The following is a 26,658-nucleotide window of genomic DNA, read 5'->3' as shown; positions in this document are numbered from 1 at the left end:
AAGAAATGATTGGAAAGGCGGAAATTCGTTATGGCATATGCTTTTATGATCGAACCGCAGTATTATAACGCTTTGGAGAACGAGGACGAGCTGATTGAGAAGTGCCAGGAGTGGGGCTTGCTTTCAGAAAAAGCAACGAAGGTCAAAACGTTCTATTATAAAGGAAATGGACTGAATAAGCCTTGCACCATCGTTGGCTTTGTCGATCATATGGCAGCGGTCATCCAACTGGACAATGAGCAAAAACACTGCATTCATCCGTCGTACCTGAAAGAAATGCAGGCGTCCAGCTATAATGTGAAAAGTTCAATTGGAGCGGGAACAGCCAAGCCCGGGGAACCGGTCGTCGCTGCAACCCATTCAGATCATATCTCCAGTTCTGATACGTTGCAGGAGTCGGATGCTGCGTCTAATCTGGATGAGATTCCATCCGGTATGAATGTTATGGATTCCGAATTGGATGTGGACACGGATGACGATGATATTTCATCTGCTCTGAAAGGTGATCCTGACGGTCTGGTGGAAGAGTACGTTGGCCCCGCCAATGCAACCAGCAGTACAGCCAAACCTAAGGCCAAAACCGCAGGCAAAGCCAAATCGGTCAAGATTGAGCTGCCGGAGGGTAAAGTGAAAATGTCAGCCGTTGTGAAGGAATTTACGACCGTGCCGAACCACTTCTCCGACAATGATGACGAAGTCATCATCTATGAAGCCGTTACAATCACGGAGCCTGAAGTCGTTGACATTGGCGAAGCGTGGTCCAGCCACAGTGCGACCATCAAGAAGCAGGAGCTTGAGGTTGGTGATGTGCTTACCTTTGAAGCCAAAATCATCAAGAAAAAGCTGACCAGGAACCCTGTTCCTTATAAAATCAACAACCCCTCCAAGCTTCAGAAAGAGGTCTAGTTTTCAAGTAGCGTACGCCCATAACCTTCTTGCAGGAATTGCAAAAAACCTCCAGACGACGATAGTACTCATGTCCTGGAGGTTTTGTTTTTGATTTATATTACCGAAACGCTAACTCGCACTTTACTGATGGCTTGCTGCAACACAGCTAATTTGGAACTGAACGCCAAATTTATCAATAACCGTACCGTAGGCCGGACTCCAGAACGTTTCCTGAATCGGCATTTTCACTTTCCCGCCATCTTGCAGCTGGTTAAAGATTGCTTTGGCTTCCTCCGGAGTATCCGTATTCACTGTGACATTAACATGGTTACCCACTACATACGGCATGCCAGGAAATGTGTCGGACAGCATCAGCACAGAGCCGCCAATTTGCAAAGAAGCATGCATGATGCGGTCTTTCGCTTCTGGTGGTACGGGGTGATCTGGATTGGATGGACCGTCGCCAAATGTCTGGAGAGCCAACACTTCCGCTCCAAAAGCCTTTTTATAAAACTCCACTGCTTCACGTCCATTACCATCTGTTACAAGATACACATTCAAGCTGATTGCCATGCGTTCTTCATCTCCTTGAGCTCATGTATTTGACCATTCCTGCCACTTGCGACATGAGTATATACGAACAGGCTGCCCGTTGACAAGAGTACTGGTAACAAGCTCATAAGTAGGATTGTCCGCAATCCTTATTTTATCCAAAAAAAAGACCACTCTCCCGATTCCTGTCGGTCAAATGGCTGTGGTCGATCCTATGAGGTTAGCGCGTTTTTACGATGATATCTATTTCACTTTTCAACAAGAGGTATCGGTGAACACTTCTCATGATCGGGACCTTAGTTAGTTTATTCTTGTCTACATAAAGTTTCATCTGATCTTTGGTCAGACCCAACAAACTCCCTGCTTCTGATACCGTCAATACAACCTCGGGATTCGTAGCATTAAACGTTCTCTTCACTTTCTGGTTCCAGTCCTCGAATACCTGCATAGATCAGTAATCTCTCCTATCCATAGCCAGTCGTTTTCCAGGCTGAATAGATCCATTATACCATACTTGTGATGATCGTAACTGAATCCTTATGGAGAACCAATTTATGTTAGTGCAGGATTCCTGTCCTGGACCCATTTCAAACCCTTTTAATCCAATCTCCTAGGCCTCTTCCCAGAACCGGCGCAGGTTGTTCATGGCGATTTTGGATGCTGACTTGCATTCCTCCATGCCTTCAAACTCCACCGTGATGTTGCCATCATAACCGGAGTCTTTGATCAGCTTCACAATTTTGCGAATCGGGATATCCCCTTGCCCAACAATCGCTCCGCGCAGGAAATTACCATAGGCAGTGGTAAACCACTCCCCTTCGCCCGGATGCTCATCATAAGAACGGAAATAGAAGTCTTTGAAATGGACCAGAGAAGCGTACGGCAGATTTTTCATGACTCCGATAATGGGGTTCTCATCCACACACATGAAATTGCCGATGTCGAGTGTTGTTTTGAAGTTCGGACGATCCACGGCATGCAGCACACGTTGCACACGATCACTCGCCTGCACACTGAAGCCGTGATTTTCAATGGTTGTTGTAATGCCAAACTGCGCCGCGTAATCCGCAATGATCTGGCTTCCCTTCACCATGAGCGGTAGATTTTCCTCGAACCAGGCAATGGTCATTTTCTCCTTCGGCAACGTAAACGCCGTGACGTCATGACGCATATGCTTTACACCCATCCGGTGTACAATATCAACATGTCTTTTGACCCGAGTCATCTCTTCTTCAAAAGCCTCTTCCGTCTCCTGCACGAAATTCGCAGGCATCGAATAGTTGGACAGCTCTATACCCGCAGAAGCAGCTCGCTCCCGGATGGCGTCAGCCAGATCAGGATTGTCTTCCACGGTGTAGCCATACGGAACCATCTCCATATGCTCACCACCATTTGCTGCAATCCAGTCGATGATGTCCAGAACCGTCATTTCACCCGAATTCAAATCGTTCAACAAGCTGTACGTACTCAGGCCCACTTTCATCTGCTCAGCTCCCTACCGGTATTGTTTGATGAATTCAACCGCTTTGCGAATGTCCAGCTCCGGCTGATCGCCTACTTCACGTTCAATCGTCAGATACCCCGTATAGCCAATATCCCGAAGGGCCGCAAAGTATCCGTCAAAATCCACACCACCCTCGCCCAGCGGCACCTCACGGAAGAACGTCCCGGAAGAAACCATTTCGGCAATTTTCTCATGATCCATGGGCGCGTAACCTACTGCACCGTACACATCTCTTGGATCGACTTCCTTGAGACGTACCCCATCTTTCACATGGGTGTGCACAATATAATCCTTCAACAGATGAACACCGCGAGCCGGGTCGTCTCCGGTAACCATAACCATGTTCGCCGGGTCAAAATTCACCGATACCCCGTTGGTCGACAATGTATCCAGGAATCCTTTCAAATCTGCGGCTGTTTCCGGCCCCGTCTCAATAGCGAAGTACGCACCTGCACTTTTCGCGTATTGGCCCAGCTCTTCACAAGCCGCATGCAGCGTGGCATATACTTCGGACGAAGGATCATGCGGAACAATACCGATATGTGTCGTGACGATATTAGTTCCCAGATCAAGGGCCAGATCCACGATTCGCTTGGACTTCTCCACTTTCCACGGATTATCTGCCTTTACTTGAAACCCATGTCCACCCAAATCGCCAACTAGGGCAGAAATTTCAAGCCCAAGAGAATCGATATAACTTCTTAACTCCTTGCGAGCCGCAGGAGACAGATTTTCAGGGTCCATCTCTCCCTTGACCGCATAGATCTGTACACCTTCCGCTCCAACGTCTTTCGCTTTGTTCAGCCCTTCTCTTACGCCTACATTAAAGCTGTCCACGATGACGCCGATCTTGTTCGTTAATTTCATGTTATACCCTCCTGCTGAATTGGTATTTTATCGTCCTGATGTGAGTTCGTGATGGAATGGAATGCTCTACTACACTTTCGCCTCATTCACGGTCCACTCCTCTTCTTATAAAAGATTCTTATCTGGCACCCTAAGTTATTCCGGTGAACCGATTTTTACAGACTGAATCTCATAAGGCTTGAACGTCAGCTCAAACTTTCCTTCACGACAAACCAATGGCCGGATTTCGTCCTCCAGCAGATTGACTACAGATGCTGTTGTCTGCGTTTCGGCCCACTGAACCTCGACTGTCTCTCTACCGCCTGATGACTCATAGAAACGAAGTACCGTTCCCGTGCCGTCTTCTGAAGCTTTGATTGTATCCAGAATGACGTGCTCGCTGCGAAAGTGAACCCATGAATGCTCTGCCTTTAATGTCCCTGAATGTCTGCCTGCTGCCACAACCTGAGTCGGATGGTTCAGCTCCATCGCACGGCGTACCACACCCGCTTCCCGCCAATCGCCTTGATGAGGCAGGAGCGAGTAAGTGAATTCATGCTCACCCTGATCGGCATGTTCATCCGGCCATTTCGGGGCACGGAGCAGAGACAGACGAATCGTCTGATCCTTGATGTCGTAGCCATATTTGCAATCGTTCAGCAGGCTTACACCGCTATTACCTTCGGAGACGTCTGCCCAACGGTGCCCGCACACTTCAAACTGCGCCTGCTCCCAGCTAGTGTTATTATGGGTTGGCCGCTCCAGCGCGCCAAACGGTATTTCGTAGGTTGCTTTGCCTGACACCAAATCGACTGGAAATGCAACTTTGAGCAACTTATGGCTCTCAACCCAGTACACCTTTGTTTTGAAATCCACACGCCGCTGATGACGATACAGGATAATATCCTGGCGAATTTCCGAGTTGTTCAGCTTCCAGTGGAAACGAAGGATATCCTGCGCTGCCCCGCGCTGCACGATCTGTCCGGAGATCAGCTGTACCGCCCCTGCCGGTTGAGATTCGAACCTCGGGTCAATATCCCACGCATCCCAATACGTTGGTTTGTCATGGAAGAACTGAAGCTCATTCGCTTTATCTCCAGGCTTCAGCCACTCCCGCTGGATGGACTTGTCATACCATCTTTTGATTTCTCCCACATCGTTAAATTCAAGTATGTAGAAGTCTGTTTCCCAAACCGAAGGGAAGGATTCATCCTGCTTAAATATAGGAAGATTGGCATCCGGTGCGTAGCGCAGCCATATGGTGGTATACCCAAAGGCCGGGATGGATGGAACATAAACTGACAGAGTCAGCACATCTCCATTTTGCTCAAGGTCACCTGCCAGACGATTACCCTGATGATCAAAAGCAGCGAGGCCAGCCAGCTTTATGTCTCCTGTAATGCTCACCACTTCTCCGCGCTCCCAGCCCAGGCTGTTTAAAATAACGTAAGGCAGGCCAGCCAAGTCATCTGTCGCAATACTTTCCACAAGGGAATTGAGGGCGCCTTCCCTCGCTGATGTTCCCAGGGCAAACACCTTCGTATACTCCTCCTTAGAAGTGACATATGCTTCGGGAATGGATGTACCCGGAATAATATCATGGAACTGGTTGAGCATGATCAGCTTCCAGCCTTCATCCAGTTTGTTCTTCACCTGTGCTGCTTCAGATCCGGCAAACTGCCCCCAAATTTCCGCTTCCCGGTACAGTACTTCTGCCTTCCGATTGCTTCGTTTGTTCCGCGCATGGGTGGTATACGTTCCCCGGTGAAGCTCCAGATACAGGTCTCCATGCCATTGCGGCAAAGTAGGATTATTACTGGATATTTCTTCGAAAAATGCTCCCGCTGTACTGAACTTGCTGATGGGCTGTCCAATCATGAACTGGGATCGCGCTCCGAACTCCACCATTTCATTCGTGACCCCGCCCCCGCCATCGCCATGCCCGTAAAGCAGCATTTGTTCGGGGTGCACGTCCTTCTGCTTATACGATTGCCAATGCTCATCCATATCTTTGGGCCGGGTATGCTCATTCACTCCATGATTCAGATAAGCCAGCACTGAGGTACCATCAATGCCTACCCAATGGAACAGATCATACGGAAAAGTATTGGTATCACTCCAATTGAGCTTGGTGGTCATAAAATAAGGAATGTCAGCCAGCTTCAGCAGTTGTGGCAGCGAAGCACAGTAACCAAAGGTATCAGGAAGCCACTCGATGCTCGAACGCTTGCCGAACTCCTCCTGATAGAAGTTCTGCCCGTACAGCATCTGCCTTACCAAGGACTCACCGCTCGGAATGTTCAGATCCGGCTCCACCCACATGCCGCCAACCAGCTCCCAGCGGCCTTCGGCAATTCGAGCTTTGATTCGTTCATACAGCTCAGGATAATGCTGCTTCACGAAAGCATACAGCTGCGGTTGGCTCTGCGAATATATAAACTCCGGGTACTCGTCCATCAGGGTACACATCGTGGAGAAGGTACGGCTGGATTTGCGGACGGTCTCACGTACAGGCCACAGCCAAGCAATATCGATATGGGACTGCCCAACCAGATGCATGAACCCATTCCGATATTCTTCCGGGTCTTCCTTCTGCACAGACTGTGCTAGCGAATTTTCGAAGTTCTGCACCCATACCGCCTCAGCCCAGCGATTCGGCTCGTTGTACATCTCATCCATTACCTGGTGAATGACCCGGACAAGACGGGTCCGTTTCAACTCTTTCTCGGGCAATGCCTTTAGCGACTCCGCAAGTACGGTAATGCTGTACATCAAGCTCTGTAACGGTTGATTCACATATACCAAGGCAGTTCGAATACCACGGATCGGCGGCTGAATCACCGCTTGTCGGTTCAGCGGGTCATGCGGTTCCGGTATAGGATCATACAGCTCAATCTCCAATACAGGCGTAGTTCCCACACGGCTCCTGGGTAACGGTACATACCAATGATTTCGGTCCAGTCCGTGATAAGGCATGCCATTCACCTTCAGCAGCCCCTCACCCCCAGCTTCAAAAATCAATCCAATTGCATGATCCTCCCAATTGCCTGGAATCTCTATGGTTTTGCTCAGAAAATATGTCGTTCCATGGTTGCTATCGAATGGATTCAGACTTTGGACAGTGGCATTCTCCTGTTCATACTCGTATTCTCCGGGCCGTATATACTTAGCTTTCTGCATCTGCCACTCTGGAAGCTCCACCGTATCGAGCCATTGCTGCTGAGCCAGATCCTGAATGAATCTCTGAATTCGAATCATACCTCCACCCCCACCTTCTGAATGTGTAAACTGCAAGCAGTCCAGTCTCTGGAGCTGCTGCCCACCATCAGTCTGAATTCACCTGGTTCGACAACAGGCTGAAGACGGGAGTCGATCAGCGCCAGATGTTCTTTTTGCACAGGGAAAGTAACGGTTCGAGTCTGTCCCGGCTCCAGACGGATTTTGCGAAACCCTTTCAGTGAAATTTCAGCCCGGGTTACTGAAGCTGATACGTCCGTAATATACAGCTGCACCACCTCATCTCCAGCAACTGATCCGGTGTTCGTGATTTCCACCTGCACCTCAGCTTCATCGTCTGGCCCGATCACTTCCGGCACAACCCGTACATTCTCGTATTTAAATTCCGTATAGCTCAGCCCAAAGCCGAACGGATACTGCGGCACAAGATCGGTCTCCAGATATCGCTTACCTCGGGTGCGTTTGGCATTGTAATAGATCGGAAGCTGCCCCACATGTTTGGGAATGGAGACGGTAAGACGACCGGATGGATTCACATCACCGAACAAAATATCTGCTATTGCGTTTCCACCCTCCTGCCCCGGATACCACGCTTCGAGAATGGCATGGGCATGCTCATCAATCCAGGGTTCAGCAATGGGTCGGCCGTTAATATATACGACAATAATCGGTTTCCCCAGCTTATGTACTTCCTGCACCAGCTCCAGTTGAACACCCATCAGGATCAAAGAAGATCGGTCTATGCCCTCACCACACTCCATATCGTTCCAGGGATCATCCGTGACAACGGATGCACCCGTCCGCAGATCAATGGTGCCTTCGCCAAAATCACGACTACTTGACCCACCCATCACCATAACGATGATGTCAGCTTGTTCAGCACAGGCGAGCGCTTGCGCAAAGCCCTCTCTGGAATCGCCTTTGATGCGGCATCCGGGCGCGTATAGCACCTGTTCCGTATCCGTCCCAAGCTTACGGCGAATCCCATCCATCACCGTAACAATCTGTTCTCTCGGCTGTGGCGAGGTGTAATCACCAAGCTGGTTGTAGACATGGTTTGCATTCGGTCCAATAACGGCCAGCTTCGTACCTGTATTACTGAGTGGAAGGATGTTCGCTTCATTTTTAAGTAAAATAATTCCCTCTTGCGCGACTTTCCTCGCCAGCTGAATATGGTCCTCACATCCAATCACCTGCTCTGCAAAGTCAGGATCAACGAAGGGCTGTTCAAATAATCCCAGCCTGAACTTCATCTCCAGCACTCGCCTTACTGCTGTATCCAGATCCTGTTCTTCTAGTATTCCTTGCTCCAGCGCCTGCCCCAGATGCTTCCGGTACATGTATCCGGACATCTCCATGTCCACACCTGCCTTAAGCGACTGCGCAACGGCCTGCTCCCCGTTCTCCGCCGTGTTGTGTCCACTGACCAGCATCTGAATCGCACCAAAATCGGTGATGACGAATCCGTCAAATCCCCATTGCTCGCGCAGGAGATCATTTAACAGATACGAGCTCGATGTACAGGGTACACCGTCAATTTCGTTGTATGCCGTCATGACGGAGCATGCACCTGCTTCCACGGCTTTCTTGAAGGGCAATAGGTCCACTTCATGCAACTCACGTAATCCCATATGAACAGGGGCCGCATTGCGTCCACCCTCTGAACTTCCATAAGCTGCAAAATGTTTGAGTGTCGCCACAATCGTCCGGTTGGTATCCAGTCGATCACCCTGCAGCCCTTTCATCGCTTCTACCGCCAATTCACCGATCAGGTATGGATCTTCGGCAAAACATTCCTCTGTCCGCCCCCATCTGGGGTCACGCACCACATCCAGCACAGGGGAATACGTTGCCGCTCCCCCTTGACTCCGGGTCTCCACAGCAATCGCTTCGCACATCTTGCGGTACAATTCCACGTTCCAGGCACTTCCTACAGCAAGCGGCACCGGGAATACGGTCGCTCCAATCGCCATATGACCGTGAGAACACTCCTCCCCGAACAAAATGGGGATCCCCAGCCGGGAGTTCTCCAAGGCATACCGCTGAATTTCATTGGTGGCAACAGCACCCTGCCTAGGGGTCAAGCCTGTCTCCAGCGTCACTTCCGTCCATGGATCAGCACGAAGGGCGCCATACAACGACCCAATCCCGCCCTCTGCGATGTCCTTTTTAAACTCATCCGTAACCCGAACCGAACCATCTGCATCCTTAACATAAGTCTTCCACCCCATGGGCTGAATCAGCTGTCCTATCTTCTCCTCCGTTGTCATCCGACCGAGAAGATCTTGTACTCGTTCCTGAACGGGAAGCGAAGCATCTTTATAGTTCATATGCACATTCTCCTTATGAGTTCGGCTTGGTTTGGAACATGGGCTCACATGGCTTTACGGTAATCGCTTGGTGCTACACCAACCACATTCTTGAACGCCCGATTGAAGGAATTATAGTTCGTATATCCGACTTCCTCACTGATCTCCTGAATGGCTTTGTCGGTCTCCAGCATAAGTTGTTTGGCCTTCTCTATGCGGTGACTAATCAGAAGATCCACGAACTTCTCACCAATTTCATCCTTGAACAGCTTACTTAAATATTTCGGATTAATATCGAATAAATCACTTAGATAGTTCAGCGACAGCTCGGGATTGTTGTAGTTCTGTTCAATATACTTGCGAATTTCAAGAATATGAGATCGGTGTTTTCTGGAACATTGAAGTGTCTGCATCTGCTCCGCCAGTTCCCGGAAACCTTCCCAGCACAGCACTCGCAAATCATCTAACGTCTCCCATCCTTCCAACCTGGGGAGAAGCGGTGTAAATACGGCTGCCCATTGCTCCTGATATTCCCGCGGAAGTTCCGCGAACTCCCGATTATAATGCTGGAACAGCAACTGGACCGTATTCATAATCTCCTGGCGGGAGAGCATAGATTCACGGATCTGTTCGAACAAGCGGTCAAAATGCTTCTCCCAGAAATCGTCCGACAGTCGCATCGCCTGCACCAGCAAGGAGATCGTCTTCAGAAACTCATACACATCATTCGTTGAGTTCGGTACCTCCCCGCATGGAATGATCCGATTCATGCCGAGTACAGCCTTGTATTCCAAGGCATGCACCGCCTCCTTCAGCGAAGCTCTCAGACCACGAACATCCACTGCCACTCTCCCAATACCGATGGTTACGGTGAAGTTCAAATACTGCCCCACCCTGTCCAGATAACCGAAGAGCAGTCTCTGCTCGGTCTCCTCACCTTTCTCCACTTCAGGAATCCAGAGTATGGCATACAGACGCTGATCCGATATCCACTCTGCCCACACTTCGGTTCCCTCGTGCCTTGCACTCTCCTGCAGAATGCTGGATAACACAAATTTCAGGAGGGATTGATCTTGATTGTGATACTCCTCCATAAACCTCGAATACTGATCGATCTCCACAACAATTACAGCCCATCGATCCTCCAACTGTGGGAGCTTAAACCTGTTCTTCTCCGCTATCAGCTCATTGCCGGTGAAGTCTCGTGTACCCTCCAGCAGCTCCTGAAAGAAATATTTCTTCTGCAGAATCAGGTTCTCTTCATGCTCCTCCTGATACTGCCTGGTTTGATTAATCATTTGCTCCAGCGTGGTCTGGATAAAACGAAACTCGTTATCTTTTGGTTGACTTATCCCTGGCTGTTTCTGTGAAGCCACCGTCTCAATTAGTGTGACGATTTGCTGGATAGGCTTGTAATTTCTGCGTGTCACATAGACCACCCACACCACACCAATCAGGACAACGGCAACGGCAAAAACAAACCAGATATCGTAAAATTTTAGGGCGAATTTGACGATCTTGCCATTATTCAGTCCGGTCTGAACCTTCCAGCCGCTGTAGCTGGATGTAAATTCGGAGAAGACTTCACCTGACGCCATTTGGGGAGATGCTGCCCTAGGGCCATCCTGCTCTCCACCATCCCACAGATTGCCGCCCGAGCGATTGAAGATATTCACGAAGGTGAACTCAGGGTCATACATCTGCATGATAGACTTCTGCAAGGCTGGCAGATTGACGTTAACAACTACAAGACCCGTGCCGTTTCCGACACCGCGAATGAGTGTAATGACCTGTTTGCCTTCCTCGGTCGGGAATGCCTTAAAAGATCTCGCCCCCACCCACTTTTGCGTCGCCGCAGCACGGCTGTCTTTAATAAACGCTGCATCGGGAAATTCCTCAATCGGCACCGCCTTGCCGTTGCTAAACACCGTATCGTCGTTGTATCTCACCAGATATATGGAATCAATCAGCGGATACTCTATTTTCAATTCATCAATAACCTGGACCGCTTGAATTCCGGCATACACATCCTCGCTTCCGGTTACCGAATAATAGTTTTTCAGGTTGGGGTTGGTCAAAATATCACGCAGCACCTTGAAGTCGATGGAGCGCAGTGAATTGTCCAGATATTGCGTTACCTGTGATGCCAGAAATTCATTGGCCTTGAGTGCTTCTCTTCGGTTTTGCTCATTAAATACCTGGAAGAAGATAATAAACAGGATCGTGGTTACGATAAAAAAAACAGGCAAATACGATAGCAGCAAACGTCTAAACCAACTGTTGTTCATCTCCGAGGCCCCCCACACTGTTTATGTGCATGATGACAACCACGCCAATCTGGTCGCTAATTTTCCATAAATATTCAGTAAATTATATCGGATGCAGTGGGGTTGTCAAAAGGAGAAGACCGCCCCGATTCCTGTGGTGACATCGGGACAGCCTCATTCATGAATCCATCAACCTTTATTGATTCTTCTCAATCGCACGCTGGTAAATCTCAAGGTAATTGCTGAGTCCCAGACCATCAAAACCTTTCACGTACGCATCCCATTCCTTATCAATGCTCTTGCTGCCGATAATAAATTGAGCCATATTGGTCATCACGTAATCCTTGACGGCCGTCGTGAGCTGGGCAGCAGTTTCTGTATCTTCAGGACGGATAAATACGTTCGCAGGATAGACCTCTTTGGGCGCATAAGGTTCATATACGTTGGTTGCTTGTGCCAGGCGTGTACCGTAACCCTCGGCTTCCAACGGGTTCTGACCTTCTGCAAACAGATTGCGGAACGTATTGGACAAGTCATGTGCTCCGATCTGTGACCAACTCTCGTTGACTACAACGTTCGGGTCACGCTCAGGCAGGTTATAGTAGCTGTATTGGGCCGGCTCGCCATTGATGTTTTTCTCATCTGCATCCGCCTTCTTCCAGCCTTTCCCCTCTGTTGGACCGTACTCTGCGTACAGGGCACCTTCTTCACTGAACATGTAATCTACAATCTTGATGGCAGCAATCTGCTGCGCTTCGGTCGCTTTGTTGGTGATGGCGAACTCAAACTCACCTACGCTCTGTGTAGCGCCTGTCGTTTGCACGCCATCTGGCCCTTTCAGCGGAGGCACGATGTCCCAGTGCTGGTGGCGGGTGATATCTTTGTCATACGTGTTCACGAGATAGCTGACCAGCGCTGTCGTTATAGAGCCGACCACCTCATCGCCTTCCTTGTTACCCAGCTGCCCGATCGCCTGATCGTTCTGCGTGAAGGAGGCCGGATCAATCAGGCCCTCTGCGTACAGCTTGTGCATGTACTCCAGCCCTTTTTTCCACTCTTCCTTGTTCGCTGCAAAATCAACCTTCCCATCCTTCACGATCAGATATTTATCGTTGTCATTATAGATAAAACTGTTCATGAGATAGGCATCGATATTGCCATTCCATACATATTTGTTCGGTGCACCCGTGAGCGGAATCTCATCGGCTTTGCCATTGCCATTCGGGTCCTGCTCTTTGAATGCCTTCAGTACCGTGTAGAGTTCATCGGTCGTAGTAGGCATTTTCAGACTCAGATTGTCGAGCCACTCGGTGTTAATCCAATATTTCTGAGCATACGTACAGTGATAACATTCATTGAAAATTGGCAGAGCGTAGATGTTGCCATCAGGTGCAGTAATCGCTTCTTTAAAGTACGGCTTCTCCTCCATAATCTTGGTGAGATTCGGACCGTACTCCTTGATCAGATCCTGCAGCGGGAGGAACACGCCCTGTTTTCCGTAGGTTTGCAGGTCTGAGGTGGTGAACTTGCCATGGAGGAACACTTCGGGATAATCGCCACTCGCCAGCAGTAACTGTCTGCGATCTTGCAAGGCGTCTGTCGGAGCCAAATCCCATTTCAGAGTTACATCGAACTTGTCTTCGATAAATTGGGTGAACTCATTTTCTTCCATGGATGCTTTACCTTGTGGGGCAAAGAAGGTCATCGTGACTGGGCCACCGCTCTCGCCGCTACCGTCGCTCCCTGTACCTGTCTCCGCGGATGAACCGCATGCGGACAACAAAGCCATCGAAGCAAAGACCAGAAACAACATCGAAATCCAAGATTTTTTCAATCTGACTCCTCCTTTTTGTTGAAAACGGCATAACCATCTGTTTACGCACTCGTGTTAAACCCGATCCCGGAAGCCGGAGTGTTCCCCCACCTCCTTTCAAACGGCTTAGCGGGAGTAAATTGCAGAAATCATCCTTTGAGCGAGCCCACCATGACCCCTTTGACAAAGTGCTTCTGCACAAACGGATACATGATGAGAATCGGAATACTCGCCACGACGATTAGCGCGTATTTCAGTACCTGCTCGAACCCCTGATCCCGCAGCTGCTGGCTCGTGTTGGCAAGCATCGCCGGGTCGGCGGCGTTCAGAATCAGCAAATTGCGGAGCACATATTGCAGTGGAAACAACTTTTCGGAACGCAGATAGATTAGGGCATCAAAGTACGCATTCCAGTGGCCCACCGCATACATCAGGGTCATGACCGCCAGAATCGGCTTTGATAACGGAAGAACCACACTGATCAAATACCGGATATCTCGGCATCCGTCCATTTCTGCCGCCTCCCCCAGCTCTTCCGGGATGGAAGACTGGAAGAAGGTTCTCGCTACGATGACCTGGAACACTGCGAGCGCCCCTGGCAGCCACATCGCCCAGCGTGTATCCAGCAGATGGAGGTCTTTCATCAAGAGATAGGTTGGAATCAGACCGCCGTCAAAGAACATCGTGATCATCATGAAAATAATGATGGCCCCCCGTCCATAAAATGACTTTCGTGACAACGGATAAGCGAGCATGACGGTCAGCGCCACGTTGATAAACGTACCTACAACGGTATAGATAATCGTATTGTAGAACCCGAGCATGAGCTGTTGGCTTTTGAAAATGGAGATATAGGCCTTGATGTTAAAGTCTACCGGGAACAGCCACACCTGACCGGATGTAACGGCACGGGAGGAGCTGAATGAAGAACTGATGATATACAAGAGTGGGTAAAACACCGTTAGCAGTATGGCGAACAGAAAGATATAGTTGAATGTCATGAAGACGCGGTCACCAAGCGGGTCCTTGATCCGATTACGATTCATCAGGTTGAACATGAATGAGCTCCTCCTTTACCACAAGCTGTTCTGGGATACTTTGCGGGAAATGCCGTTGACGATAACGAGCAGGATCAGGTTGATAACGGAGTTGAACAATCCTACCGCCGAGGAGAAGCTGAAGTTGGCCCCGATCAGACCGACCTTGTACACATACGTGGAGATGACTTCCGAAGCGCTCGTGTTGAGCGGATTCTGCATCAGATATATTTTTTCAAAGCCCACGCCCATAATGCTGCCCAAACTCAAAATCAGCATGATGACGGTGACTGGTACGAGCGTTGGAAGATCGATATGCCAAATTTTCCGAAGCCTTGAAGCACCGTCCATCTTTGCTGCCTCATAGAGGGATGGATCAACGCCAGCGAGTGCCGCGATATAAATAATCGATGAATAGCCCATGCCCTGCCACACGCCCGACCAGACATAGATAGATTTGAAGTATGCGGGAATACCCATAAAGTTGGTCATCGGGAAGCCCAGGAAAGTAAATAGCTTGTCTACAACACCCACATGGGGTGACAGCATCAGAATGATAATGGATACCATGACAACTGTGGAGATAAAATGTGGAGCGTACGTGACCATCTGGACGGTCTTTTTAAAGTAACCCGTACGGATTTCATTCAGTGCCAGCGCAAGCAGGATCGGAATGGGAAACCCGGCGAGTAACGAGTAGAAGCTGATGCCAATCGTATTTTTGATCAGCAGCCAGAAATTTGGGGATTCAAAAAAGGCTTCAAAATGTTTCATCCCAACCCATGGGCTGCCCCAGATTCCTTTGACGACACTGAAGTCTTTGAAGGCAATCTGTACACCAACCATCGGAATGTACTTGAAGATCAACAGATACAGTACGGGAGGCAGCACCAGGAGATAGAGCTCCCAATGCTTTTTGAGGCTTCTGATAAATGGATGCTGTCGCTTAGGTTCTGCGTAATTCCTTCCTTGCTGGAGCTCCACCGGTGCAGGTATGCTTTCCGTAGCTCGACTCATTCGCGTCACTCCTTCTACACCTTAAGTGTAATAATACATTACATTTACATCCCTTAAACATCCTTTTGTTTGATTCTTTTTTCTGCATTGGCGCCATCCGTGTGAAGAATAATGTCAGGTAACGCTTTCTTGAATTGATAGTACCTTGAGCGGCGTTCTTTTATCAATTTGCAATTTTCCCCCACCTCTCCTTATTCCCAAAACCCTTGTCGTAAAAGGGGAAATCGCTCTTTATCATATGTATATTGCAAAAATCCCTAAACAAAAAAAGCCCGAAGGACTGTAAAAGTCTCTCGGGCTTGGAGTTGTAGATTTATTCGTTTGTGAACAATCTGAACGTCAGCGTGATAGGCGCTGCTTCCGTAACTGCTGCCTGCGGCAGCTCTACAACAAGTCCATCTTCTGTCCGTTGGAATGACAGCACATCATCTGTGCCAACGAGTTCAATTCGCTCCACCTTTTCTACATATGGAATGATCACTTGTGATTCTACTACCTCGTTTTCGTTTCTGTACAGACGGAAGGCATACGATACGTTCAGATCTTCCTTACGTGTGAAGGCCCACTCTCCTGTGAAGTATGGTCCGCAAATCCGCGTGCCATAGATGCCCTCCCCATGCGTACCGATCCACTCTCCGAGGGCTTTAATGCTTCGGACTGCGCCTTTCGGGAGACGTCCGTCCGGTTGCGGTCCCACATTCAGTGCCAGGTTACCACCCTTGGATACTACCTCAAGCAAAATATGCGCCAGTTGTCTTGCTGATTTATACTGATCATCATATCCAAACGCAAAGGAATTGCCCACCGTGATACAGCTCTCCCAAGGAATATTCATTGGGTGCTCTGGAATGGTTTGTTCCGGAGTTACGATATTCTCGTATGGTCCACCTACCGTGCGATCTGCTGCCAGCAGCCACGGCTGGGTTGTCCGACGTGCCCGCTCCACCACCTCGCCCAGACGGATATCCTGACCGTGGCGTCCTTCGCGCACCCAGCCTGCATCCAGCCACAGACATTCGATTCGTCCGTAGTTGGTCAGCAGCTCCATAATTTGCTCATGCGTGAACTCCACGAACTTTTCCCAGAGCCATGGATACGCTTTCGGATCATAGGATGGCCCACGCCACATATGGCTTCCCCGCTCCATGCCCGGTGTCCAGTAATACGGCGTATGCCAGTCTGCTTTGGAGAAATAAGCCGAGATGCCGAGTCCCTTGGCACGAAAAGCGTCAAAAAGCGCCCGGCAAATATCCGCATACTTATGGGTGTGAAAAGGGGTGTCCTTGCCCGTAATGCGATAATCGGTCGTATGTGTATCCCACATGCAGAAGCCGTCATGATGCTTGGTCGTGAACAGGAAATATTTGAACCCGTTATCAGCAGCCATCTGTGCCCATTCCTCAGGCTGAAAGCGAATCGGATTGAAGGTTTTGTTGAGATCAAAGTATTCCTGCTTGAAATGTTCCATGTCGTCAGTCCAGTCGATGTCATTGCGCGACCAATCGCCATCTTCGTCACTTAGCGCCCAAGACTCCACGAGTCCAAGCTGGGAATAAGGACCCCAGTGCATCATCAACCCCAGCTTCTGATCTTTGAACCACTCCAGCCGTTCATTCAGCAATGGGTCTTCCGGCTTCACCCATTCATCTTCCTTGCTAAAGTTGTGAACCCCGGCTTCGACGATCTGTTCTTCCTGCTCCAGCACCGTATCTTTGGTTTCGCTCATCCCGTTCATCTCCTTCGGATTGGATATCACACGTTGAAAAAGTAGCTTTACACAGGTCACTGCGCGGTCAAAACAATCTTCCGATCGCTGTTATCCCCGGATTTCTTTGATTTCACTTTATAAATGGTGGAAATCCGGGGATAAAGGCGAGCGCTCCGCTTCTCCAGATTTGTTCTGCCCTCTCCGTTATCGTGTAAATGTTTTGTTCAACTAAGAAGGACGTATTAAGCCCAGTCATTTCGATTGCAGTGCAATCTTCAGATTGGTTCTGCACTCTCCGTTTTGGCTTAAACGCTCAGTTCAACATGTAGAGAAATATAAGCCCTATCATTTCGATTGCAGTGCATTCTTCAGATAGATTCTGAACTTCGTTTTGGAACAATGGTTAGTTCAACAAGTAAAGACTTGTTAGACATACTACTTCGAATGGCGTTGCGACTTTCGTATTACAACACCCTGTCTACAGTGAAATTTCGCGTCCTTCACGTGCCGACTCGTAGATGGCACAGAGAATTTTCATAATTTCAACGCCATCCTCAACGGGACTAAGCGTCTCTTTGCGCCCTTGGGTACTGTCGATAAAATGATTGACTTCGTTACGGAAAGAACCTGCGAAATCAAGGGATTTGAAATCCACCTGTGGTGTCATATTCAAAATGGTATCGAATTTCTCACCAATCAGTGAAATTTCCGGTTCCAGTTCAGCCCCACCTTTATCGCCATAGAGTCTGACCGAAGTTTCATCCTGCTTCGCGTGCAGTGTGAAGCTTACATCCACCAGTAGGCTTGCCCCGTTCTCGAAACGAATCAACGCGTTGGCCATATCCTCTACAGTGTTTTTGTTCGCATCATAGTCCGCCGCCTGGTAGAACGACAGATTACGGATATTGGCACGGTTACCCAATCGATTGGAGACATTCGCGGAGACGGTTTTGACCTTCGGTTTACCCATCAGGTACCAGGAGATATCAATAATATGCACACCAATATCGATCAACGGGCCGCCGCCAGAACGATCAACATCTGCAAACCAGCCTCCTGGATTACCCAGACGCCGCAGACAGGATGCCTTGGCATAATAGATCTCTCCCAGCTCGCCTTCATCAATGAACTTCTTCAGGATCTGCGCATTGTCGCTATAACGGCGTACAAAGCCGACCTGAAGCAGCTTCCCACTGCGGTGAACAGCCTTCTCCACCTCTAGCGCATCTTCTACCGTCTGACAGAGCGGCTTTTCGCAAAGTACATTTTTACCCGCATCCAGAGCAGCAATGCTGATCTCGGCATGTGTATCATTCCAGGTACAGATGCTTACCGAATGAATTTCAGGCAATGCCAGGAGTTCCTTATAGTCTGTGAATACATGAGTAGCGTTATATTTTTTCGCGGCTTCCTGGGCACGCGCTTCATTCAGGTCGCATATGGCGTATATTTCAACTTCGGGATTGCTGTCATACGCTTGTAAATGAAAATCGGAAATGGATCCTGCACCGATAACGGCAATTTTAAGTTTGGACATGGATTTTTCCCTCCATAATCTAATGAATGATGGTCATATCAGTTGAATAAACGTTTTTAAAAAGTAATATAGCGGTCTACGAAGTAGCCGTTCCAGTTACGAATCGTTCTTCCGATCGCTCTTATCCCCAAATTTCTTATCATCCCTTTAAAAGGTGGAAATTCGGTGATAAAGGCGCACGCTTCGCTTCTTCAGAATCGATTTCGTCCCTTCCACTACTATTCGACTTATAGAAAACTAATCTCATGATTCAGCAAAGTTTATATTCCACTTATATAGTAGTGCAGTCGCTGCTTATGCTTCCTCCCAGAAGCGGCGGACGTTATCCATCGCGATGCGGGATGCTGTTTTGCAATTTTCCATGCCTTCAAATTCAACAGAGATGTATCCGTCATAACCGGATTGCTTCAACACACGGAATACTTCCGGCATGTCGATGTCCCCGTGGCCCACAATCGCTCCGCGCAGGTAATTGCCGTGTGCCGTCTGGAACCAACCCTCTCCGGGATTACGGTATGAGGGTCTCCGATAAAAATCTTTGGCGTGCACCATGGATGCATAAGGAATGTTGTTTTTCACAGCGCTAACCGGGTCTTCATCCACACACAGGAAGTTGCCGATATCCAGCGTTGTCTTAAAGTTCTCTCGCGCCGTCTCATGCACCAGCCGTTGGACTCTCTCGCTGGATTGCACATAATAACCATGGTTCTCCACACTTGTCGTAATACCGTGACTCGCTGCGTAGTCGGCAATTCGCTGACAGGCCTTTACCAGAACAGGCAGGTCCGCCTCAAACTGGGCGACCGTTCCTTCCTGTGCAGGACGAAATGCAACATCATGGCGCATTCTCGTAACGCCAAGTGCGGCAGCGACATCCACATGCTTCAGGACAGCAGCGATCTCATTTTCAAGTGCATCCGGCCCCTCTCCTGCAACGAAATTGGCACCTATTGCGTAATTGGAAATATCGATTCCTACTTCTCGTGCAGTCTCTCGAATCTGGTCAATTAATTCCGGCTGGTCGATCAGGCTGTACCCGATCGGGACAATCTCCACATGTTCTCCGCCCTGATCAGCGATGTAACGGATGGCGTCGGGGACAGTCAGTTCTTTGGCATCGAGTGCTTGTTGCAGACTGTATGTGCTGAGTCCTACTTTCATATCTTCTCATCCTCTCCTGCTGGTGTGTGGCTCTACCTTACCTATACCTTTTTCCATAAGATCATACAATTCCCAATAATCGTTTGCTACTCTATTTTCCATGGGATGAATCCAAGATCGGCTAATCTACAAATGTTACGGCTTGGCATCTTAGAAAAAGGGGAATTCTTCATATGTCAGAACTGCCTTTGAGCCCAACCTCCTGTTTGTTCAGATATACACCCAGTGAGGACAACGTTGGGTACCATCTGGATTCATGAATGGTCAGACGAATGGTTTTGGCGGTGAAGGAATCGAAATGACAGATTCGTTTGTGACCAACAACCGTGCCGGAATAAAGCGCCTGCCAATCACCACGCTCTCCCTTTGCCTCCAGTGTAAAACGCTCAATTCGCTGGCCCGAACGGTTATGTTCCATGAGAACGACACGGTTAAACAATCTTTCTTCCGGCAGTTCCACTTCCAGCCAAGCCTGCTCTGTCCCTTCAGGTGGACACCAGAACGTATCCGGTTCCTCACACAATACCTGAGAAGCCGCATGTTCTTCATCCATCGTCTCCGATGCCCGCATTTGCGCGCCTACAGCCAGACTTTGCCCATAAGTGCCTCGTAAAGTGTCTCCGAGCTGTTGCAGCCGCTCAGCATCCTGTTCGTGAATAAGGCCGCGTCGATCTGGCGGAAGATTAAGTAGAAAATTGGCGTTACCGCCAACCGCTCCATGATAGATGCCAAGCAGTTCCTCCAGCGATTTGACCTGATTGTCCTCGCTTGCATGATAGAACCAACCCGGACGGATGGACGTATTCACTTCTGCTGGATACCAGATGAGCTTGCCATCATGCTGCCGAACCACATTCCGACTCCCCAAATCTGCATCCTGTGTATTAATTCTGCTGGCAAACTCGCCATCATCCACCTGCTGGGATTGCTCCTGAATCTTCTCGTTATCCTGCAAGTAGGCAGGTACAACGCTCCATTCCGAAGCCCGGGTATGACCTGCCTCATTACCGCACCAGCGAACATCCGGCCCACATACCGAGATTACAGCCTCTGGCTGCAGCTCCCGAATCAGTGCATAATAGGAATCCCAATCGTAGACCTGCCTTTTCCCATTCGGCCCCTCTCCGCATGCGCCATCGAACCACACGCAGAAAATTTCACCATATTGGGTTAACAGCTCACGCAACTGATTTTTGAAAAACTCGTTGTATCGCTCCGAATCTCCGTAGGATGCTTCGTGACGATCCCAGGGAGACAGATAGATGCCGAACTTCAACCCATCTTCCCGGCAGGCATCGGCAACCTCTTTCACCAGATCACCCGCACCATTTCGCCAAGGGCTGGCGGCTACCGTATGATCCGTATATTGGCTTGGCCATAAACAAAACCCATCGTGGTGCTTGCATGTGAAAATTAATCCTGTCATACCGGCGGACTTGCACGCCTGAACCCATTGCCGGGCACTCAGATGAGAAGGGTTAAAGATAGCGGGATCTTCATTCCCCGTTCCCCACTCCTGATCTGTAAACGTATTCACAGTAAAATGAATAAATGCATAGAACTCCATCTCCTGCCATCTCAGCTGGTGTTCTGATGGCACGACCTGCGCTGCCGCCTTCACCCAATCGGTGGTATTCACTGGATTTTTTTCTCCTCTCATGCCGGTTCTCTGCCCGCTCTCCGACAAATGCCATAAAGGACCGGCAGAGCAAAGCATCTCCAGCGGTCCTTAATATGTTCATCTCTCGTTGAAAGTCAGCTTCCTAAATGCAATTCGATCCCTATTCCACGAATACTCTGCCCATCTCAGCGGAACGGTCCACGACCCTTGCCGCCGTCCCAACACCCTGCTCGCCACATCCATTGCCTTTTCATGCTTGCCTGCAAACCATGCCGCCATAATCTTCATGAATGGGTCTCCTTTCGGAAAATGATGGGTGAGCCATTGGAGTGGGTCACTTGTTATTTTTGTTATCATAATAATGTTATTGTTTTATTCATAAACAGTCTAAGACGTTATGAATGAAACGTCAATACACAAAAAAGACACCCTAAGGGTGCCTCTCTCTTGATCCATATCGAATATTATATGTTCATTTTCGCTTTGCCTTTGTCATTCGGTTAAACATAATCAGTGCAGCAATCAACATGGCAACAATTGCGATATTACTTGCTGCATCATGCGACATGCCGAACAGAACGCCCAGGTTGGTAACCAGGCCTCTGACAATTAGCGCAACCGCAATCAGTAGAATGGGGCTCCAAAAATTATATCTTCTCATCCTTCGCAACACTCCTGACCAGATTGTTCAGAAATTCCGGATCTCATAACACAATCATAACAGTCGTCATGTTCAGTTACAACAGATCAGACGATCCTGCGTTACACTTGTTTGAATTCGATCCAGTCGATCTGCAGACCCGGTTTGGTGAAGTCCAGCTTCAATTCGTACGCCCCTGCTTCCAACTCCACTTTGACAAGTTTCTGTCTGATCCATTTACCTTCGGTACCATTGGTTTGAATGGTCGTCATCAATTGATCATTGAGAATGACATTACATGCGCTTTGAGCCAGTTCCGGCTCAGGAGACATGATCTGTACAATAATCCGGTATTGACCTGCTTCATCCACTTTCATGTAGACAGGCTCGCCCACAGCTGGTTTGACCTGTGCATTGTCAGCCAGCACTTGTGCCTGTTCTGTGGAAAGTGATGCATTCGCTTGGAATGAAGCGACATTCTCTACAATCTCATGTTTTCTGGAGAAGACAGGCGCATTCATGATAAATTCACAAATATTCATGGCTGAGCGCTGAAGCTCTCCGCGTGTCAATGTCCCATTTTCCAGAGATTCGATCGTGTTGTCATCCCAGCCGTTAATTTCCGCACCATAGTTAGGTACAACCATGTACAGATCGTTTTGAGCGCGAACCATCCAATTGGTGTTTTTCCGATCTGCTGGTCCACCATCAACACCGTCGTTCATAATAGCCCACCAGTCAGTCATCACGATACCTCGGAAGCCCCACTCTCCACGAAGAATGGTCGTGTTCAGATCGTAGTTGGAGGCCGCCCAATGTCCATTAATCGGATTGTAGGAAGTCATGATCGAATTCGCACCGCCTTCTTTCACGGCAATTTCGAACCCTTTCAGATAGATCTCACGCAAGGCACGTTCGGATACTACTGCATCCACTTTACTGCGATGTTTCTCCTGATTGTTGCAGGCGAAATGTTTCAGCGTAGCATTAGAGCCACCCTTCATGATTCCTTTCGTGCAAGCAGCAGCAAATACACCAGAAATTAGCGGATCTTCTGAAAAATATTCAAAGTTACGTCCATTCATCGGACTCCGGCGAATATTCAATCCAGGCCCGAGCAGTGCATCCACCTGATTTCTCAGCAATTCCTGGCCTTCCATCACATACAGCTCTTCAACGAGTTCTGCATTCCATGTTGCTGCCAGCAAAGTTCCAATAGAAACCTGTGTAGCCTTCTCCCCGCTATCCATACGAATACCGGATGGGCCATCTGCAGTACATGCAACAGGGATTCCGTAATTAAACAGACTGTCACTCACGCCGCCAAATGCGGAAGCTGTGCCCGATGTAACGAGTGGGCTGCTCATACCTTCGCCTCGCACGATGGCTGCCAGATCCTGATCACTCAGTTGGGCAATAAAAGCTTCCAGGCTGACTTTGCCATCCTTCACATCTCTCAGCTTGTAGCCCTGATTGCCGGTTTGCTCCAGCGTTTGCGGCAGGCTTTGTTCAATCCGTTCAGCCATGGATATCTGGCGCGTTGGTACATCTGCAAAGATCAGCTCGTAAGATCCATCTACTTTGCGAGCACCCGGCTTCATTCTCGTAAAGCTTTCAGTCGGTGCCATGGCCTCCTGAAGCTGTTCTACGAGTTGAATCGTTTCTACGACGTAACCATCTTGGCCATCAATGCTGATGTGTTCCACATTTTTGACACTGGTTCCCACGTACAAACGATATGTTCCTGCCTCAAGTACATATGCCGATGCATATCCTGTTACGCCAGCATCATCATAGGAAGCCATGGAATCTACAGGGAAGCTCACAGTCAGGCGCTGAGACTCACCCGGCTGAAGCAGATTGGTTTTTCCGAATGCTACCAAGGCTTTCGCAGGTTTCCCCAATTGACCTTGTGGGGCTTCATAATAGATCTGCACCACTTCTTTACCGGCATAGGTTGTGCCCGTATTGGTTACGGTTACATTCACCTTAATGCTGTTTTCTCCATCTTGGGAGATCCATTTTGCGTCTTCAGCCTTGGTTGTGAACGTGGTATAGGACAAGCCATATCCGAATTCAAATTGTACTTTTTCAGGTCGAAACGTTTCGAAATAACGGTAGCCTACGTAGATATCTTCCTGATACAGGTTCTTGAACTCATTACCGTAATTGCTTGTGGAAGGATAATCTTCAATGGAATACGCAATCGTATCCGTTAATTTGCCGCTTGGTGTAACGTCCCCTGCCAGTACATCAGCTATCGCATTACCACCCTCCATACCGCCATGCCACGAGTAAATGACACTTTGGATCGGATGAACGTAACTTTCATCATTCAACCAGCTCATGTCCATGATGTTCGAGACATTTAGTACCACAATCGTTTGTTCAAAATGATTCGTAACCTGCTTCAGCATCGCTTTCTCATCTTCCGTCAACCGATAGCTGCCTGGTGCATCCACGTTATCCTGATCTTCGCCTGCTGTACGTCCAATGACCACAATTGCTTTGCTAGATTTACTTCTGGCTTGGGATACCAATTCATCGGTCAAAGGCATTTCCTGCTGATTCCAAGGCTCTGCCGCCCATACTTTTCCACCATCATCGAACGGGTTTTCCTCAATCCATTTTTCATAGACAGCTGCCAATTCTTCATTGACCGTAAGACCTTTTTTGCTACGCAGACCGTCGAGCAAATTGGTTGTATACGCCACATGAACGCTGCCGCCCGAGCCTGTTCCACTGCGATAATAGTTGACTTGAATCCGTCCAAATACTGAAACGTTTTCGTCTTTTTGAATCGGAAGAGCTTGTCCTTCGTTTTTCAAAAGCACTGCGCCTTCCGCAGCAACCGTGCGGCTAAACTCTGCAAACCCTTCCAATGGAACTCCGATTTGATGTGTGCTCAATGATTTCCCTCCTGTTTGTCATCTCCATCTCCACGAATCGCTATGTATATAAAATGAATTTATGAAACTCACACTTGGGCCACTCCGATGACAGAACAACCTTCCGATCACTGTTACCCCCAGATTTCCTTAATACCTTTTTTTAAAGGTTGAAATCCGGTGATAAAGGTGAAGCGTATGCTTCCGATGTAGCTTTCTTTCAGAAAGCTTTTAGCTTCGCTTCTTCAGGTTATTTCCGTCCTCTCCGTTATCGTGTAACTCTTCTTTGGTTCATTTTATAAAAATAAAGATATCGTTAATCTGGTAGATTCACTTGTATCTAGATTCATATTAACAGATTCTACAGTAGAAAATAAATCAGGTTAAACGTTTTTTCTCACAGTAGGCCTGATTTTGTAATTATCCAACTTAAAAAGCCACGAACGTAACCGTTCGTGACTTTTCTTTCTGGCTCGGCCCGCGCATCAGGTCGTTAATTTGGCATAGACAAGGAAGAACACCATGTTCTCTCCCACAATTGCATAGTTAGGTACCCGATAGACCAGATCTACAACGATAAACGCGGCCATGATTCCCAGCATAAGCACCAAGTGACGCGGACGGAGCCGCAGATGAGCATGTCTGTATCGGTGGAACACCAGGGAAGTGGACGTAAAATACAACAGAACGGAGCCAAACACAAAGGCCAACATGAAACCATAATGAAGTTCGTTCAGATATAAAAGTTGAATGGAAGCGGCAATCATGCTCATGGATATATAAATGAACAGATGGCCGTAGATAATGGCTTGCCCGGCGGTCTGAATCTCCTTACTGACTTTCTTCTCAACGTTATCAAAATACTGCCACCACATCGCAATCACGAATATGGATGTAAACGCGGCGAACAAAACAGATTGTACATCCCAGTGATCCATTTGCAGCACGGCAATGATACTGACGACCGATTCACCGAGCAGGATGAGTGTAAACAGAGCGAAACGTTCCAATAGATGATGGGTGTGTATCGGCACCTTCACCAGATTTTTGCGTCCAATCAGTGGAAGGATGATATCCACAGCAATTCCCACGTACAAAATCGCATATCGCAGCCATGAATCGAAGAACAGGGAACCTGTTGAGATCAATATGCCGATGATGAAGCATAAGCCCAAATAACGGGCAGCCTTTTGCTGATGTTCGCTTTTGGAATTATGAATCAACAAATATTGAATGGCTGTCAGTGCCCTCGAACCAATATAACCCGCAAAGAAGGGGAGATAATATTGATCAAAATCAACCGAAAGGCTCGCCGTCATCACCAGAACGGAAAGGAGCTGAAGGATGAGAAATACGCGATGGATGAAGATATCCTGACCGTAACGGTTAATAAATAGAGTCTGACCGACCCATGCCCACCAGACAGGAATGAAAATCAATACGAATTTCATCAGATATTCAAACGGAATAACGCCGTGTTCGGCATGCAGCAGGACATGACCTGCTTTGGAGACCGCTGCTACAAAGAGCAAATCATAGAACAGCTCCAGCCAGGTAACCTTTTTCTCCATCATCCTTCAATGCTCCTTTAGTTGAACTTATATCAAAGTGATTAATTCTCTACAACTCGATC

General features: G+C 48.5%; 19 protein-coding genes. 1 reads left to right on the top strand and 18 read right to left on the bottom strand.

Going from position 1 to position 26,658, the window contains the following annotated elements; all coding sequences use genetic code 11:
• Positions 1-30 precede the first annotated feature (30 nt).
• Positions 31-906, top strand: coding sequence for a hypothetical protein (locus P5G61_RS28030; protein ID WP_301249530.1), 876 nt, complete (start codon positions 31-33; stop codon positions 904-906).
• A gap of 123 nt (positions 907-1,029) precedes the next feature.
• Here the strand turns inward: P5G61_RS28030 and P5G61_RS28025 are convergent, their stop codons facing one another.
• The 18 genes from P5G61_RS28025 to P5G61_RS27940 form a co-directional block, all read right to left on the bottom strand.
• On the bottom strand, positions 1,030-1,461 hold the full coding sequence (locus tag P5G61_RS28025; protein WP_301249528.1) for a VOC family protein: 432 nt from the start codon (positions 1,459-1,461) through the stop codon (positions 1,030-1,032).
• A gap of 199 nt (positions 1,462-1,660) precedes the next feature.
• Positions 1,661-1,888, bottom strand: coding sequence for a DNA-binding protein (locus P5G61_RS28020; protein ID WP_301249527.1), 228 nt, complete (start codon positions 1,886-1,888; stop codon positions 1,661-1,663).
• Positions 1,889-2,050: 162 nt separating this feature from the next.
• Positions 2,051-2,923: a sugar phosphate isomerase/epimerase family protein gene (locus P5G61_RS28015; RefSeq protein ID WP_301249525.1), complete on the bottom strand. Its 873-nt coding sequence runs from the start codon at positions 2,921-2,923 to the stop codon at positions 2,051-2,053.
• 12 nt (positions 2,924-2,935) lie between these two features.
• Positions 2,936-3,811: a sugar phosphate isomerase/epimerase family protein gene (locus P5G61_RS28010; RefSeq protein ID WP_301249524.1), complete on the bottom strand. Its 876-nt coding sequence runs from the start codon at positions 3,809-3,811 to the stop codon at positions 2,936-2,938.
• 135 nt (positions 3,812-3,946) lie between these two features.
• Positions 3,947-7,048 carry an alpha-mannosidase gene (locus tag P5G61_RS28005; protein ID WP_301249522.1) on the bottom strand — a complete coding sequence of 1,034 codons (3,102 nt, stop codon included), beginning with the start codon at positions 7,046-7,048 and terminating at the stop codon, positions 3,947-3,949.
• Positions 7,045-9,357 (bottom strand): glycoside hydrolase family 3 N-terminal domain-containing protein, encoded by a 2,313-nt coding sequence (locus tag P5G61_RS28000; protein ID WP_301249521.1) that lies wholly within the window; start codon positions 9,355-9,357, stop codon positions 7,045-7,047. The genes P5G61_RS28005 and P5G61_RS28000 overlap by 4 nt, the downstream gene beginning before the upstream one ends.
• 44 nt (positions 9,358-9,401) lie before the next feature.
• Positions 9,402-11,624 carry a helix-turn-helix domain-containing protein gene (locus P5G61_RS27995; RefSeq protein WP_301249520.1) on the bottom strand — a complete coding sequence of 741 codons (2,223 nt, stop codon included), beginning with the start codon at positions 11,622-11,624 and terminating at the stop codon, positions 9,402-9,404.
• 175 nt (positions 11,625-11,799) lie between these two features.
• Entirely contained in the window at positions 11,800-13,437 is a 1,638-nt protein-coding gene (locus tag P5G61_RS27990) for a type 2 periplasmic-binding domain-containing protein (protein ID WP_301249519.1), read from the bottom strand.
• A gap of 128 nt (positions 13,438-13,565) precedes the next feature.
• Positions 13,566-14,474: a carbohydrate ABC transporter permease gene (locus tag P5G61_RS27985; protein WP_256338076.1), complete on the bottom strand. Its 909-nt coding sequence runs from the start codon at positions 14,472-14,474 to the stop codon at positions 13,566-13,568.
• Between the two features lie 15 nt (positions 14,475-14,489).
• On the bottom strand, positions 14,490-15,470 hold the full coding sequence (locus P5G61_RS27980) for an ABC transporter permease (protein WP_301249517.1): 981 nt from the start codon (positions 15,468-15,470) through the stop codon (positions 14,490-14,492).
• Positions 15,471-15,783: 313 nt separating this feature from the next.
• On the bottom strand, positions 15,784-17,196 hold the full coding sequence (locus P5G61_RS27975; RefSeq protein WP_301249516.1) for an alpha-L-fucosidase: 1,413 nt from the start codon (positions 17,194-17,196) through the stop codon (positions 15,784-15,786).
• Between the two features lie 460 nt (positions 17,197-17,656).
• Positions 17,657-18,715: a Gfo/Idh/MocA family protein gene (locus P5G61_RS27970; protein WP_053782989.1), complete on the bottom strand. Its 1,059-nt coding sequence runs from the start codon at positions 18,713-18,715 to the stop codon at positions 17,657-17,659.
• A gap of 294 nt (positions 18,716-19,009) precedes the next feature.
• Positions 19,010-19,876 (bottom strand): sugar phosphate isomerase/epimerase family protein, encoded by an 867-nt coding sequence (locus P5G61_RS27965; protein ID WP_301249514.1) that lies wholly within the window; start codon positions 19,874-19,876, stop codon positions 19,010-19,012.
• A 169-nt stretch (positions 19,877-20,045) separates the two neighbouring features.
• The gene (locus P5G61_RS27960; RefSeq protein WP_301249566.1) at positions 20,046-21,443 is read right to left on the bottom strand and encodes an alpha-L-fucosidase; all 1,398 of its coding nucleotides are present in this window, start codon (positions 21,441-21,443) and stop codon (positions 20,046-20,048) included.
• A gap of 171 nt (positions 21,444-21,614) precedes the next feature.
• Complete coding sequence (locus P5G61_RS27955) at positions 21,615-21,785, bottom strand: hypothetical protein (RefSeq protein ID WP_301249513.1); 171 nt, start codon at positions 21,783-21,785, stop codon at positions 21,615-21,617.
• 184 nt (positions 21,786-21,969) lie between these two features.
• The gene (locus P5G61_RS27950) at positions 21,970-22,158 is read right to left on the bottom strand and encodes a hypothetical protein (protein WP_024629467.1); all 189 of its coding nucleotides are present in this window, start codon (positions 22,156-22,158) and stop codon (positions 21,970-21,972) included.
• Positions 22,159-22,259: 101 nt separating this feature from the next.
• Positions 22,260-25,046, bottom strand: coding sequence for a glycoside hydrolase family 3 C-terminal domain-containing protein (locus tag P5G61_RS27945; protein ID WP_301249512.1), 2,787 nt, complete (start codon positions 25,044-25,046; stop codon positions 22,260-22,262).
• Positions 25,047-25,510: 464 nt separating this feature from the next.
• Positions 25,511-26,599, bottom strand: coding sequence for a low temperature requirement protein A (locus P5G61_RS27940; protein ID WP_301249510.1), 1,089 nt, complete (start codon positions 26,597-26,599; stop codon positions 25,511-25,513).
• Positions 26,600-26,658 lie beyond the last annotated feature (59 nt).

This window comes from Paenibacillus vandeheii (assembly GCF_030433635.1).
Classification (GTDB): Bacteria; Bacillota; Bacilli; order Paenibacillales; family Paenibacillaceae; genus Paenibacillus; species Paenibacillus vandeheii.
This window is presented reverse-complemented; position numbering and strand designations above follow the sequence as displayed.